General features: G+C 41.9%; 12 protein-coding genes. 7 read left to right on the forward strand and 5 right to left on the reverse strand.

Annotated elements, in window-relative coordinates; genetic code table 11:
* Positions 1-26: 26 nt before the first annotated feature.
* The 7 genes from SAE01_RS20125 (at position 27) to SAE01_RS20155 (ending at position 6,990) form a co-directional block, all read left to right on the forward strand.
* On the forward strand, positions 27-941 hold the full coding sequence (locus SAE01_RS20125) for a rhomboid family intramembrane serine protease (RefSeq protein ID WP_147205604.1): 915 nt from the start codon (positions 27-29) through the stop codon (positions 939-941).
* Between the two features lie 3 nt (positions 942-944).
* A complete protein-coding gene (locus tag SAE01_RS20130) occupies positions 945-2,060 on the forward strand; it encodes an endonuclease/exonuclease/phosphatase family protein (protein WP_147205605.1) in 1,116 nt (371 codons plus the stop codon).
* 51 nt (positions 2,061-2,111) lie between these two features.
* Complete coding sequence (locus tag SAE01_RS20135; RefSeq protein ID WP_147205606.1) at positions 2,112-3,218, forward strand: endonuclease/exonuclease/phosphatase family protein; 1,107 nt, start codon at positions 2,112-2,114, stop codon at positions 3,216-3,218.
* 87 nt (positions 3,219-3,305) lie between these two features.
* A complete protein-coding gene (gene pxpB, locus SAE01_RS20140; protein WP_147205607.1) occupies positions 3,306-4,013 on the forward strand; it encodes a 5-oxoprolinase subunit PxpB in 708 nt (235 codons plus the stop codon).
* A complete protein-coding gene (locus tag SAE01_RS20145; RefSeq protein WP_147205608.1) occupies positions 3,994-4,983 on the forward strand; it encodes a 5-oxoprolinase subunit C family protein in 990 nt (329 codons plus the stop codon). The genes pxpB and SAE01_RS20145 overlap by 20 nt, the downstream gene beginning before the upstream one ends.
* Positions 4,973-5,713 (forward strand): 5-oxoprolinase subunit PxpA, encoded by a 741-nt coding sequence (locus tag SAE01_RS20150; RefSeq protein WP_147205609.1) that lies wholly within the window; start codon positions 4,973-4,975, stop codon positions 5,711-5,713. Before SAE01_RS20145 ends, SAE01_RS20150 begins: the two co-directional genes overlap by 11 nt.
* A 98-nt stretch (positions 5,714-5,811) precedes the next feature.
* Positions 5,812-6,990 carry an NRAMP family divalent metal transporter gene (locus SAE01_RS20155; protein ID WP_147205610.1) on the forward strand — a complete coding sequence of 393 codons (1,179 nt, stop codon included), beginning with the start codon at positions 5,812-5,814 and terminating at the stop codon, positions 6,988-6,990.
* Between the two features lie 93 nt (positions 6,991-7,083).
* On the opposite strand, the gene SAE01_RS20160 is transcribed toward SAE01_RS20155, so the two are convergent.
* The 5 genes from SAE01_RS20160 to SAE01_RS20180 form a co-directional block, all read right to left on the reverse strand.
* Positions 7,084-8,970: an aldolase/citrate lyase/malate synthase family protein gene (locus tag SAE01_RS20160; protein ID WP_147205611.1), complete on the reverse strand. Its 1,887-nt coding sequence runs from the start codon at positions 8,968-8,970 to the stop codon at positions 7,084-7,086.
* 106 nt (positions 8,971-9,076) lie between these two features.
* Positions 9,077-9,766: a hypothetical protein gene (locus SAE01_RS20165; protein WP_147205612.1), complete on the reverse strand. Its 690-nt coding sequence runs from the start codon at positions 9,764-9,766 to the stop codon at positions 9,077-9,079.
* 95 nt (positions 9,767-9,861) lie between these two features.
* A complete protein-coding gene (locus tag SAE01_RS20170; protein WP_147205613.1) occupies positions 9,862-10,446 on the reverse strand; it encodes a LutC/YkgG family protein in 585 nt (194 codons plus the stop codon).
* Positions 10,447-10,607: 161 nt separating this feature from the next.
* On the reverse strand, positions 10,608-11,993 hold the full coding sequence (locus tag SAE01_RS20175) for a lactate utilization protein B (protein WP_147205614.1): 1,386 nt from the start codon (positions 11,991-11,993) through the stop codon (positions 10,608-10,610).
* Complete coding sequence (locus SAE01_RS20180; protein WP_147205615.1) at positions 11,990-12,727, reverse strand: (Fe-S)-binding protein; 738 nt, start codon at positions 12,725-12,727, stop codon at positions 11,990-11,992. Before SAE01_RS20180 ends, SAE01_RS20175 begins: the two co-directional genes overlap by 4 nt.
* Between the last annotated feature and the right edge of the window lie 257 nt (positions 12,728-12,984).

Genomic DNA, 12,984 nt, shown 5'->3' on the forward strand with positions numbered 1-12,984 from the left:
TTAGAGGATATCTAACATAAACTGAAATGAGTCTATTACAGCAGAACAGCAGGAAGAGAATTTTGCTTGGCGAGGATGGAAATGCGTTGGTCTTGCTAATCATTTTCAACATCATTGTCTATATTCTACTCAACTTCACAAAACTTGTTTACGCCTTTAATAATGCAGCTGAGGGGGTTTTTGAGTCACAGGTGCTTAGCTACATTTCAGTACCCGCACATCCCGCTGTTTTTGCTTCACGTCCGTGGACTCTACTGATCTACATGTTCTCTCACTACAAATTGCTGGAACTGATTAGTAGCATGTTATGGCTTTGGGGCTTCGGCTATATTTTCCAGGATCTTGCCGGTAACCGTAAACTCATTCCGGTTTATCTATATGGTGGTTTGGCTGGTTCCGTTTTCTTTTTGCTTGTTGTTAATCTAATTCCGTCTTTAAGGGAAAACGTCAATAGTATCTCTCCCTTACTTGGAGCAGGTCCGGCTTTAATGGCTTTGGCCGTAGCAACTACTGCACTTGCACCAAATTATAGGCTTATTCCAAAATTCAATATTCCCTTGTGGGCATTAACCGCTGCTTTTGTTATTATTCGTGTAGGAACCTTAGGTGGAAATGTAGGGCATATGGCGGCACTTTTGGCTGGCGGATTAATGGGCTACGTATTTGTATGGCAACTTGAAAGAGGAAATGACTGGAGCCAATGGATGGTCGATCTTGTGAATTGGGCGGACGACTTATTTAGACCAGAAAAAAAGCACATCAAACATCCACCTAAAAATCAGCTGTTTTATAAGTCGAGCCAAAAACCCTTTGAAAAAACTCCTCATGTTACCCAGCAAAGAATAGATGATCTGCTTGACAAAATACACCACAAAGGATATTCTTCCTTAACAGAAGAAGAGAAGGAATTTCTTAAAAAAGCCAGTACAGAAGAGCTATAATTGATGAAGAAATTCTTCACCGCGCTCTTTGCCGTTATTACAGCTATCCCGGCTGTTACCTATTTCGCTGGTTGTTTCACTCCATATATTAGTCCTGTAAGTTTCTCGCCGATGGCATTCCTGGCTTTAGGCTTTCCATACCTTGCTATGGTCATTCTTATACTTGCTTTACTTTGGATCTTTATCAGGCCGAAAGTCGCTTTGTTATTATTCCTGCTGTTTTTTGCCGGGTTCAAAAACCTCTTCTCAACTTTTGCCCTCAACCCTTCGCCTACCTCAAAGGTTATAAGAGACACCGGTTCTTTACGAATACTTTCCTGGAACGTCAGAGGCTTCGACAATCCTTCTATTGGTTTGGATACAATTCATTCAGTAAGAAGACAAATGTTTAACTATATCTCTGCCGTTAACCCTAACGTGTTGTGCCTGCAAGAGTTTGCAGAATATTATTTAAAAGGAACATTTTCAAACACCGAGGAATTAAAAAAGCTTGGATATATCTATTTTAAAAGAACAGATGAATTAAGTCTGAGGGACGGCAACGGATTAGTCGAAGCAGGCTCCGCCATCTTTTCAAAAATCCCGATCACAGCATCTTCAAAAGTTATGTTAGGCGACCCTTCATATCCTGAATATCTTTTATCTGCCGATGTTTCTTTTCAAAACAAGCCCATTCGAATTTTTTCCACCCATTTCAAATCCCTTCATTTATTTGCTAATCCGCTTGACACGGGAAATAGGGTGAAGCTGTATGGCGATTCAAATTTTGTTTATCGTGAATCGAAATTGCCAAAATTAAAAGCGTTTGGACAGGCACATGCGAGAGAGGCTGTCATAGCAAAAGAAGCGATCAATAAAAGTGCTTACCCTGTTATTTTAGGTACAGATATGAATTCTGTTCCTACGTCTTTTTCTTATCATAAAATGTCTGAGAATTTGCAGGATGCTTTTAAACTAAATGGGTGGGGTTTGGGAGCAACAATGGATAGCCTTCCGAAGACGCTACGCATAGATTTCCTGCTGGTAGATAAGAAGCTTTTGATAACAAATTATCATAAAGACGAGAAGCATTTGTCGGACCATTTTCCCCATTTTATTGATGTAAAGTGGAATAAATAGCGCCCGTTTTTGGGCTAACTTGCTGCTAATTAATTGCTTTATATTTACACTATGGCAGGTGGAAAGGTTAGAAAGGTATTTAGTCGCTTCTTTCTGGTTATTAACTGCGTCATTGCGGCTATTTTCCTCGTTGCCTGCCTCGTTCCTTATTTAAATCCTTCTACGTGGTGGTTCATGGGCATCATGGGACTTTCTGTTCCATACATGGCGCTGCTACTGTTGTTTTTTATCTTTTTTTGGTGGGTCGTTAAACCATCCTGGTCACTCATTGCCATCATCACCTTACTGATAGGTTGGAAACAATTAAGCGTCTTATTTGCCACAAACAAATACGAGACGTTTACGGAAAAAAAAGACAGCACATACCTGCGTATTGTCGACTGGAATACCCGAAGCCTCGAGGGGTTAAGCAACAAGGCCGATAAAAAGAGAATTGATCGTGCAACTATTCCCGAAGCTATTATAGCGCAAAAGCCAGACGTTATCTGCTTGCAGGAGTTTAATAACTCAGCTGCTCAAAACAACATGGCGCGTTTCAAGGAATTCTATCCGTATCATTATTTTTCCAAAGATTTTGAGAGGCCTAAACAGGGTTACCAGGCCGGGTGCATTATTTTTTCCAGGTACCCGATTGTTGACTCAGGCAAAGTACGTTTTCCGGGAACATCTAGTGAAAGTCTTATTTACGCCGACATACTTACCCCTAAAAAAATTGTAAGGGTTTTCACTACACACTTGCAATCTTTTAAGTTTAAACAAGAAGATTACGAGGATATTCAGATCATAAAAAATACAGAGAATAAAACGCTGCCGGCGTCAAAAAGTCTTTTGCAAAAGATGAAGCTTGCCTATACAAAAAGAGGCGAACAGGCAGACATTGTAAGAGAGGCGTTAGACCACTCTCCTTACCCAAGTGTTATATGCGGCGACTTCAACGATGTGCCCAATAGCTACACCTACTTCCATATCCGAAAAGACTGGCAAGACGTTTTTCTTGCAACCTCCCTTGGCATTGGCCGAACTTATATTGCAATCGCCCCCACTCTTCGGATCGATTATATCTTGCCCGACAAAAATTTTTATGTGCAGCAGTTTGACCTCGTAGATGAAGACTTAAGTGACCACCTGATGTTAGTGGCTGATCTTGGAATCAAATAATATTTGGTAGCCAACCAGAGCTCTTTCGTCAGCAGTTGTTGCGTCGCACACTTTTTACAATATACCCTTCATAAGCTTTCCAATGCTATGCCCGAAACACAACCTTACACCATTTCCCCTCTAGGCGATTCTGCAATTGTTATTGCTTACGGAGCTGTAATCGATATGGCTATAAATCGAAAAGTATTGATAATCTCGAACGCAATAAAAGAAGCAAATTTCCGCGGCGTTAAAGATGTTGCGCCTGCCTATAGTTCTATCACTGTGCATTATGATGTCGTCGCTATAAGAAAAGCAAATATCACTCGATCTGCTTTCGAGATAATGAAAGAGCAATTAGAGCGACAATTAAACCCTCCATTAGAAAATCTTGAAGAGATTCGCCGGACAATAAGAATTCCAGTTTGTTATGCTCCTAAGTATGGTTTAGACTTAAACCATATTTCTGCCCAACTCAATGTTAGCATTGCTGAGATCGTTCGTTTACATACATCAAAACCTTATCGCGTTTTTATGGTAGGGTTTCTACCGGGATTTGCCTACATGGGAGAGCTGGATGAACGAATAGCAGTACCGAGAAAGCAGGAACCCCGCTTACAAATAGAGCCGGGATACGTTGGTATTGCGGGAAAACAAACAGGCATTTATCCGCTAACTTCACCGGGAGGCTGGCAGATTATAGGGAGAACACCCGTACAACTTTTTGATGCAACCAGGGAAGAACCAGTGCTGTTTACAGCGGGAGATGAAGTAGAATTCTATTCAATAACAGAAGATGAGTTTGACAATTATTAAGGGCGGAATTTTAGATACTATCCAGGACCAGGGACGGTTTGGGTATCAACACAAAGGAATAAATCCTACCGGCGCTATTGACCGTTTTTCCTTCAAATTATCCAACTGCCTGCTCGGAAAAGAAATGGATGAAGCGTGTATTGAAATGCATTTTCCGGCAGCCGTCATCCAATTTAATATCGCCACGATTATTTGTATTACCGGCGCAGACTTCTCACCCACCATCGACAAGATATCAATTCCCTTAAATCAACCCGTCGCTGTAAGCGCAGGGGCAATCCTTCAGTTTACCAAAGTAAGATCAGGCGTCCGCTGCTACCTTTCCATTTACAACAATCTCAACTTAAAAAAGTGGCTGGGGAGCTATAGTACAAACATAAAGGCATCGGCAGGAGGCTTTGAGGGACGAGCCCTAAAAACCGGAGATGTAATTGGTTTGAGGGAAAATGATGCTATAAATCATTATTTAGAGGAAAAGAAATTTAGGGTGTTATCGTGGAAAGCTTTGCCTGCAAGAGAGACATCAACGAAGCATATAGAATGTATTGAAGGAAGCGAATGGGATTGGTTGACGGAAGAAAGCAAGCAAGTATTTACCGAAAATCAATTTATGGTCACAAATGTTGCAGACCGCATGGGATACAGGCTAAAAGGACTAGAGCTGAAATTGAAAGAACAAAAACAATTGGTATCGTCCGGGGTGACGTTTGGCACAATGCAGTTGTTGCCTAACGAACAACTAATAGTGTTGATGGCAGACCACCAGACAACAGGCGGATATCCGAGGATAGCCAATGTTATCTCAGCACATTTACCGGCTCTGGCCCAAATGGCACCAGGCACCAAGCTGACTTTTAAGATGACTGATATCAACCGTGCGGAACAGCAAATCTTACAACAACATCAATACTTGCTGTCCGTACAGTATGCCTCTTCATTCAACATTGAAAAACTACTACATGACCTGTGATCTTAACTGCGACATGGGTGAAGGCATCGGAAATGATGCCGCAATCATCCCTTATATAACTTCTGCCAACATAGCTTGCGGCTATCATGCGGGAGATGAAAAAACTATGTATAACACGGTCATGCTTGCGAAAAAGTTTGGGGTAGCAATAGGCGCGCACCCATCTTTTGCAGACAGAGAAAATTTTGGCAGAACAGAAATGAAAGGGGTTTCAACACAACAAGTATATGATCTTGTAACAAAGCAATTGAGGATTCTACAAAAAATAGTACTGCAATGTGATGCTCAACTTCATCATTTGAAACCGCATGGGGCTTTGTATAATATGGCGGCGAGAGATGCTTCATTAGCGGCGGCGATTGCCCGTGCTTTAAATGATTTTGATGTGCATCTTGTTTTAATTGGATTAAGTGGAAGCCAGTTGATCACGCAGGCAAAAGCCATGGGAATAAAAACGGCCAGTGAAGTTTTTGCAGATCGAACTTACCAGGAGGACGGTAGCCTTACTCCACGAAATCAAAACAACGCATTAATACACGACGAAGAACAATCTTTAAAACAAGTATTGCGAATGCTTAAATCCGGGAAAGTAACCACTGTATCAGGAACGGAAATTTCCATTATTGCAGAGACGATTTGTATACATGGGGATGGTAAAAATGCAGTAGCGTTTGCAAAATCAATACATGACCAGTTGAAGGCAGAAGGTATCGAAATGAAGGCTGTATAGTTACAAGTCACTGTATCATCTTTTATCATTGCGCAACAGTATTGAACATTTTTCTGCTCTTTTCCCATTTTTGTTAAAGCAACCATTACCAAGCTTACATGAAAAAAAACTCCGCAATATTAGGTGCTGCTTTTCTCATGGCTACCTCAGCTATCGGCCCCGGGTTTTTAACGCAAACGTCAAAGTTTACGGCTGACCTTTTAGCCAGCTTCGGATTTGTCATCTTAATTTCTTTATTGCTTGACATCGGTGCGCAAGTAAACATTTGGCGGGTGATAACAGTAAGCAACCATCGTGCTCAGGAGGTTGCAAATAAAGTATTTCCGGGTTTAGGGGTTGCATTGGCAGCGTTAATTGGCTTTGGCGGACTTGTATTTAACATTGGAAATATTGCAGGCTGTGGTCTGGGTATCAATGCACTTACTAACCTCCCTACCACTAGCGGCGCTATTGTAAGTTGCGTAATAGCGTTAGGAATATTCTGGTATAAGGAGGCCGGGCAACTGATGGATAGTTTTACCAAAGTGCTTGGAATATTGATGATTGCTTTGACGGTTTACATTGCTTTTGTATCACGACCACCTGTTGCGGAAGCATTGTATAGGACCGTTTGGCCAGATAAGATTGACATGCTTAAAATCATCACGTTGGTAGGTGGAACTGTTGGCGGCTATATTTCTTTTGCTGGCGCTCACCGCCTGTTGGATGCTGGTATCTCCGGTCAGGCTTCTTTGCCGCAAGTGACAAGAAGTTCCGTTACGGGAATACTGATCACATCAGTCATGAGGTTTGTATTATTCTTTGCAGCGCTTGGTGTAGTGTCGCACGGAGGTCAACTAAGCAGCAATAATCCTGCAGGTTCAGTTTTTCAAATTGCGGCTGGTGACCTTGGCTATAAATTCTTTGGTTTTGTAATGTGGTGTGCTGCCATCACCTCAGTTGTTGGAGCTTCTTATACATCCGTCACTTTTTTTAAAACGCTACATCCCGCTATTGACAAAAATCAGCGAGTTATTATTTCACTTTTCATTATTGCGTCATCACTTATTTTCGTTGCTCTGGGCAATCCCGTCGCGTTACTAATCGTTGCAGGAGCCGTAAATGGATTAATCTTACCTGTAGCATTATCCGTCATCCTTATTGCATCAACAAAAGCAAAAATTGTAGGCACCTATAAGCATCCAATTTGGATGCAAGCAGTGGGGTGGTTAATTGTATTTTTTATGCTTTACATGGGTGTAGTCGGAATACTTCAAAGCTTTTCGAAGCTGTTTTAGCAAAATGAGTAATTCTTAAAATTTGAATAAGAGGCGTTGATACTGCAAGGTGAAAGTACATTGTGTTTGTCTTAACCCAAATCAGACAACGGGCTATTGTTTAACTGTATCCAAATTCTCTGTTATGCGCTTGCCGTCTTTTTTAAACGTTTCTATATATAAATTGATACGCTCTTTAGCTACTTCCAGGTTTGTATTATTTAGGTTGATATTTAGTAAATCAATAAACCAGGGAAGCTTTTCTTCGCTATGTATATATGCAACGGCTATCTCCCTTGCTATTGGAAGGGTGGTGGTTTTGGAAGTGTCGAATACATCCTTATTGCCAGCTTGCAACAATTTTTCATACTCTTCTTCTAACAGCCTTTCAAATAATTCCATTGAAAAAATGTCTCCAGCTTTAGTTCCGGTTTGAACGTCATCGTCAGAAAGCCGTGCTCCTTTGTGTACCCATTCCCATAGAATGCTTAACCTGATTTCGCCGGTTGCCATATCCTCCATCAAGTATAGAATATCGTCATTGCCAAAAAAGTCTGCTGGTTTTAAAGCCGCTGCCTGCATACCCTGGCCAAAGGCGTTTCCGTATTGGATGGCAACACTCAACAGGTTTCGTGCACCGCGGATAGTTGTAGGTGCTGGTTCAATTAGGATAAGTCGATCTGCATCTTGCTGCGTATAAGTTAATCGTGGAAATTCTCTTCCTAGTTGATTAGGTTGACCGACTTTCTCCCAAACTGGTCTTACAATGTTTACCATTTTCCAATGAGCTACCCACTTACCGCTGGCACCTTCCCGTTGCTCACGCTCTGCGCCTGCTACTGCCTTTTTCATACTTGCAGTTACACCTTGCTCAGAACCTACAGGAATGTTTGGCTCCATTCCACCTTGCCATAGTGCAAAGTTGCCATTAAGATCAGGTGTGTTTACTGCACGACGAACACGATCTTCATAAATGCGCATATAACCATAGGTCATGGTTATAGCTTCAATATCGGGATTTATAAAAGTTGTATCCCACGCCATAGCGTCGGCAACGCTATTTATATAATCCCAGCGTCCGGTGTTATAACCGACAAAATGCTTTCCCAGCGCTGCGCGAATTTCCATTAACTGATGGGTTGCTTCAAGCTGCTCGACAAGTACATAAACTTTAATTGTTCCGGCATTCAGACCAAGATGATCTTCAAGAGCCGTAAGCATATCATTCCAAAGCGCAGCTTCACCCGCCGTTTGAATCTTAGGTAGATACAAGACAATTGAAGAACCTCCATTTTGCAGCGCCTGGTAATTATTCACCACATACAAAGTCATGTCCACAATAGAGGCCGCCATCGCTACCCCATCTGCATCCAACATATGGCGGTCATCGAGATGAAGGCCGCGGGCACGAAATATTTTTGTAGTAAAGCGAAGTTGCTCTCTCCAATCTGTGACAATGCTTTGTCCAAAAAAACTCATTGACCACCTGTTCATCTCTGCCGCAACAACTTCTGCGACCTGCAGAAAGATCGGATCTTTACTGATTGCTAATTTCAAATTCCGTTGATTGTCTAATGACATTGTTTGCACTTGTCCTAAAGCGTCTTCAGCATCGAACATCCATCCATCAGCACCGGAAAGTAAGGCGTAAGCTACATTGCGAATACTGCTTTCAACAGGTGCATTCGGCTTTGCTGCTGGGCCCGTTCCCTGGATCCATTGCCTCTGCAGATCAGGAGGAATAATGGCCCCTTCGAACTTTCCATCCCGCGCATCCTGCACCTTTATATTTGTTCGTGGTATAAAACTTTCCGGATCTAAAAAAGCTATTCTCTTTTTTTGTTGTCGCCGTTCTGCTCTTCGCTGTATACGTGCAGTCATCGCTTGTTTGATCTCCTTGTTGAAATGCGCCAGTGCAGAAAGAGCTGCAAGTACTTCAGCCGTATACACATCGCTATAAGATTCAAGTAGTCCCAGATTAATTGTAATGTTGTTTGTCATGGCTGATCTGTTGTTGTAAAAATACTTTTAACGGTGCGAAGGCTGTTTAACGTGATTGGAAAAAGGGAGGAATAATGTTATCAAAGAATGAAACCCGCACGAAGAATCAATTAGCTGTTACACAAAATCTCAACAACTCTTCCAAATCATTCTCTTTTGAATAATCTACGTTGTTCTGCTTTAAATAAATTTCGATGCTATTTTTCTTAAGGGAAAAAATGTTTAGAAAGGCTTTTTTATCTGCTTTGAAAAAATGATTGAATTTGTCGCTAATAAAATAAGAGATCTCTTTCTCCATTCGCACGTCTTTCTTTACCTGCAGTTTAGCATTTGCTCCGCTGGAACTAATGGTGCCAAAGGTCGTAATAGACCCGGCCCCCAAAGGTGCATCATAGCCGCCACGAGTTCTATACGGTAATTGCAGGAACACTTGCTTGATTGCAATCTTAAAAGAGTCAACCTGGTAAACCACTTGCAAATAGTTCTTTTCGTAGAAAAAAAGTGTTGTGTCGATACGGATGTTTTTAATGGTTTCAGGGAAAGCGATGGCAAGTGTATCGCCTTTGTCCCCGATAAAATGCATTTCGTTCACCAAAATATTATAGTTAAGTTTTGTTGTTGAAATAGAGCCGTCTCTCATATATACTGCTCCCGGTTTGAAGGTTGGGAAAACATAGATCGCTTCTGGCGGCAGCACTTCAGAAGGTACTTCGCCTGCCCGAACAATTAAGATTTTTTTCTGTGCTGAAGTGGAGTGCAGGACGAGAATTGCGATGGTAAAAAGTAGTATTCTCATACCCGAGGTTTGGAACATTTAAATATACTTTTTTCTTTTCACTAAAACCCTTGTTAAAAGTTCCAAACCTTCCAAAAGCCTTGCCGGGACAACTGCTACCGCACTATAAATACCGTCATAGTGAGTGGGCCGTGTGCACCCAATACAAGAGCTTGTTCGATATCTGCTGTTTTAGAAGGGCCGGCAATAAATCCGCCGAAGCCGTAATCTCCGGCACCGATTTTTTCATACGCTTCATGTAGGGTCGGAACAATACTATCTTCAGAGATAACTACGGCAAGATGCTGACAGATATAAGGAATAATTCGTTGTCCCATCAATTCTTCCGTAAGCCAAACAGCGCCATTTTCAGCCACACCGAAATGAGCCCTGATGATTGCAAGCTCAATGTTTTCGTAAGAATGAGGATCGATATCAGGAGACAGATGTTCGGCCATCTCTGTCATTTCTGCCAATGTTGTTACTACCCGTTTAGTAGTATCAAAATGTTCTTTAATCAGATTTCTAGCAGCAGCTATGTCATCCACATGATACGCAGAACCACCGATGGTTTTAAACACCTTCATGTATTGCTCGGCTAAATTGTTTTGGTCTCCCTTAAACATACTAATGTCTGGAAGAGGGGTTGTTGGAGGTTGATTTTTTAAAACTGCTTCCAGTATTTTTTCTCTTGTGTTCATAATAGGTGCGAAGGTGGTCCGATCTGTTTAAGCAAGTAATATTGTATAAGTGTGCGACGCAACGATGTTAAATAGAGTTCAATTGGTTGGTTAGCAAAAAAGTTTCCCTTTAATATCTCATAACTTCCAAAGTCGCAATCGCCTAATTCTCTCTTCTCCCTTTAGGGCCGGGGCTTCTCATTCTTCTCATACCATTCACCAAACGACTCCTTTTGCCCCTCTGGCATCTCACGTTGTTTATACCATGGGTTGAACTTATTATTAACGACAAACGGAATGTTGTGTAAGAACCAGCGGCCCGCCTTACCCGCAGTTGTAAATGTTCCGGGAGAAGATAAGGTCCACGCCATAGCTTTCATGCCTAGGGCTTTTGTATTGGCTGCATAGCCTTCCTTTACAATCACCTGCCGCCATTTATATAACTGTTCGTGAATATTTATTTTTACCGGACAAACATTGGAGCACGAACCGCAAAGCGTAGAGGCATATGGAAGATCAGCATGCTTTTTCATATCGAGGTTCGGAGCGAGGATAGCGCCGATAGGGCCCGAAATCGTATTGTGATAACTGAGGCCACCACTTTTACGGTAGACAGGGCAAGTATTCATGCATGCACCGCATTTGATGCATTTGAGAGAGTCTCTAAAATCAGGACGACCCAACTGTCGCGTTCTTCCTGCGTCGACCAAAATCAAATGCATTTCCTGACCCTTGCGCGGTTTCTTGTAATGACTTGAATAAATGGTAATCGGCTGACCAGTTGCACTACGGGCAAGCAATCTTAAAAAAACACCTAAATGCTTTTTTTGAGGAACTATTTTTTCAAGGCCCATCGACGCAATTTGCACTTCTGATAAATGTGCCCCCATATCTGCGTTTCCTTCGTTGGTACACACCACAAATTCGCCGGTTTCTGCCACTGCAAAGTTTACCCCGGTTAATGCAGCACGTCGGCTTACAAATACATTTCGCAAATGTTTTCGTGCAACCCTTGTAAGTAATGTCGGATCAGACAAGCCTTTTTCTGTCCCAAGGTGTTCGTGAAAAAGCTCGCCAATTTCTTCCTTTCGCTTGTGAATACATGGCAACACAATATGGCTTGGGGGCTCATTGTCTATCTGTTGTATGTATTCGCCCAAGTCTGAATTTACGACTTCGATCCCACGTTCTTCGAGGTATTCATTTAGCTGGCATTCTTCAGTAAGCATCGACTTACTCTTTACCATCTGCTTTATCTCTTTCGCCTTCAAAATTGAATACACAATCTGGTTGTGCTCTTCGGCATCTGCTGCCCAATGAACGATGACACCATTTTTTTTAAGGTTTGCTTCAAACTGAACAAGGTAATCGTGCAGGTTTGAAATTACATTGCTTTTAATCGCAGAGGCGGTTTCACGTAGCTGCTCCCATTCAGGAATCTGCTTCGAGGCGATGTCGCGTTTCTCCCTGATATACCATAGCGCACCATCGTGCCAGTTTACGTGCTCTTCGTCTTTTATAAATTCTTCTGCTAAGGCTGCATGATCTTTTAATCCGTTTTGCTTCATACTGTAGCGTTTAAAATTTCGGCGATGTGTACTACTTTAACTGCACTCTTATTTCTGTGTAGAATTCCTTCAAGGTGCATGAGGCAAGAGAGGTCTGACGAGGTAATGTATTCAGCGCCATTCTTTGTATGATCCGTAACCCTGTCTTTTCCCATCTTTACTGATACGGCCTCTTCTGCAACGCAAAAAGTTCCACCGAAGCCGCAGCATTCATCTGCCCGGTCAAGCTTCACCGTTTCAAGACCCTGCACCATGTCTAATAATTTTTGCGGCTTAGAATATGGAGCTGCATTCAATTCGCTCATTTGTGCCAGATGAAGGCCTCGCAATCCGTGGCAACTATGATGAATTCCAACTTTGTGCGGGAACACAGCATCCAGCTTTTCAACTTTAAGAATGTCTGTAAGAAATTCTACCAATTCATACACCCTGGTTCTAATGTTTTCAGCCTGCTTTTCATCTTTATCCGAATGAAGATGATCCTTCACATGCAAAACGCAACTTGCCGACGGAGCAACGATATAATCAAATCCGGAAAAATTGTCTATAAAAAGATCATTACAACCTTGGGAAAGATGTTCGAATCCAGAGTTGGCCATTGGCTGTCCGCAACAGGTTTGCTTCGGCGGATAGACAACATTTACCCCTAATTTTTTCAGCAACTGCAATGTGGCTTTTGCTGCTTCAGGGTAAAACTGATTAACATAACAAGGAATAAAAAGTGCAACAGTCATATAGCTTATGTACGTTTTACAGGCTTTATATCCTGATTTATAAAACTTGGTTTATTCTGTCGATTTCAACTTTTAATCTAAAAAGGTTGATTCTATTGAACGGGCATTTGTTCTTTTTTGAGCTCCGATTGTGTCACTCACTTGTACGTTATCTTTTTATGGCGTCCATCGAATACCAATTGCAATTCCTATTTATTAAAACAGTCTCGATTTCTTATCACAGCTCAAGCCGCTGGGCCCGTTCTTGCAACGTGACT

It is taken from the genome of Segetibacter aerophilus, assembly GCF_007991655.1.
In the GTDB taxonomy this organism is placed as follows: domain Bacteria; phylum Bacteroidota; class Bacteroidia; order Chitinophagales; family Chitinophagaceae; genus Segetibacter; species Segetibacter aerophilus.

Bases quoted from the DNA above. Each gene is read 5' to 3' on its own strand.
- SAE01_RS20125 (WP_147205604.1), top strand. From the start codon at position 27: ATGAGTCTATTACAGCAGAACAGCAGGAAGAGAATTTTGCTTGGCGAG.
- SAE01_RS20130 (WP_147205605.1), top strand. From the start codon at position 945: ATGAAGAAATTCTTCACCGCGCTCTTTGCCGTTATTACAGCTATCCCG.
- SAE01_RS20135 (WP_147205606.1), top strand. From the start codon at position 2,112: ATGGCAGGTGGAAAGGTTAGAAAGGTATTTAGTCGCTTCTTTCTGGTT.
- pxpB (WP_147205607.1), top strand. From the start codon at position 3,306: ATGCCCGAAACACAACCTTACACCATTTCCCCTCTAGGCGATTCTGCA.
- SAE01_RS20145 (WP_147205608.1), top strand. From the start codon at position 3,994: ATGAGTTTGACAATTATTAAGGGCGGAATTTTAGATACTATCCAGGAC.
- SAE01_RS20150 (WP_147205609.1), top strand. From the start codon at position 4,973: ATGACCTGTGATCTTAACTGCGACATGGGTGAAGGCATCGGAAATGAT.
- SAE01_RS20155 (WP_147205610.1), top strand. From the start codon at position 5,812: ATGAAAAAAAACTCCGCAATATTAGGTGCTGCTTTTCTCATGGCTACC.
- SAE01_RS20160 (WP_147205611.1), bottom strand. From the start codon at position 8,970: ATGACAAACAACATTACAATTAATCTGGGACTACTTGAATCTTATAGC.
- SAE01_RS20165 (WP_147205612.1), bottom strand. From the start codon at position 9,766: ATGAGAATACTACTTTTTACCATCGCAATTCTCGTCCTGCACTCCACT.
- SAE01_RS20170 (WP_147205613.1), bottom strand. From the start codon at position 10,446: ATGAACACAAGAGAAAAAATACTGGAAGCAGTTTTAAAAAATCAACCT.
- SAE01_RS20175 (WP_147205614.1), bottom strand. From the start codon at position 11,993: ATGAAGCAAAACGGATTAAAAGATCATGCAGCCTTAGCAGAAGAATTT.
- SAE01_RS20180 (WP_147205615.1), bottom strand. From the start codon at position 12,727: ATGACTGTTGCACTTTTTATTCCTTGTTATGTTAATCAGTTTTACCCT.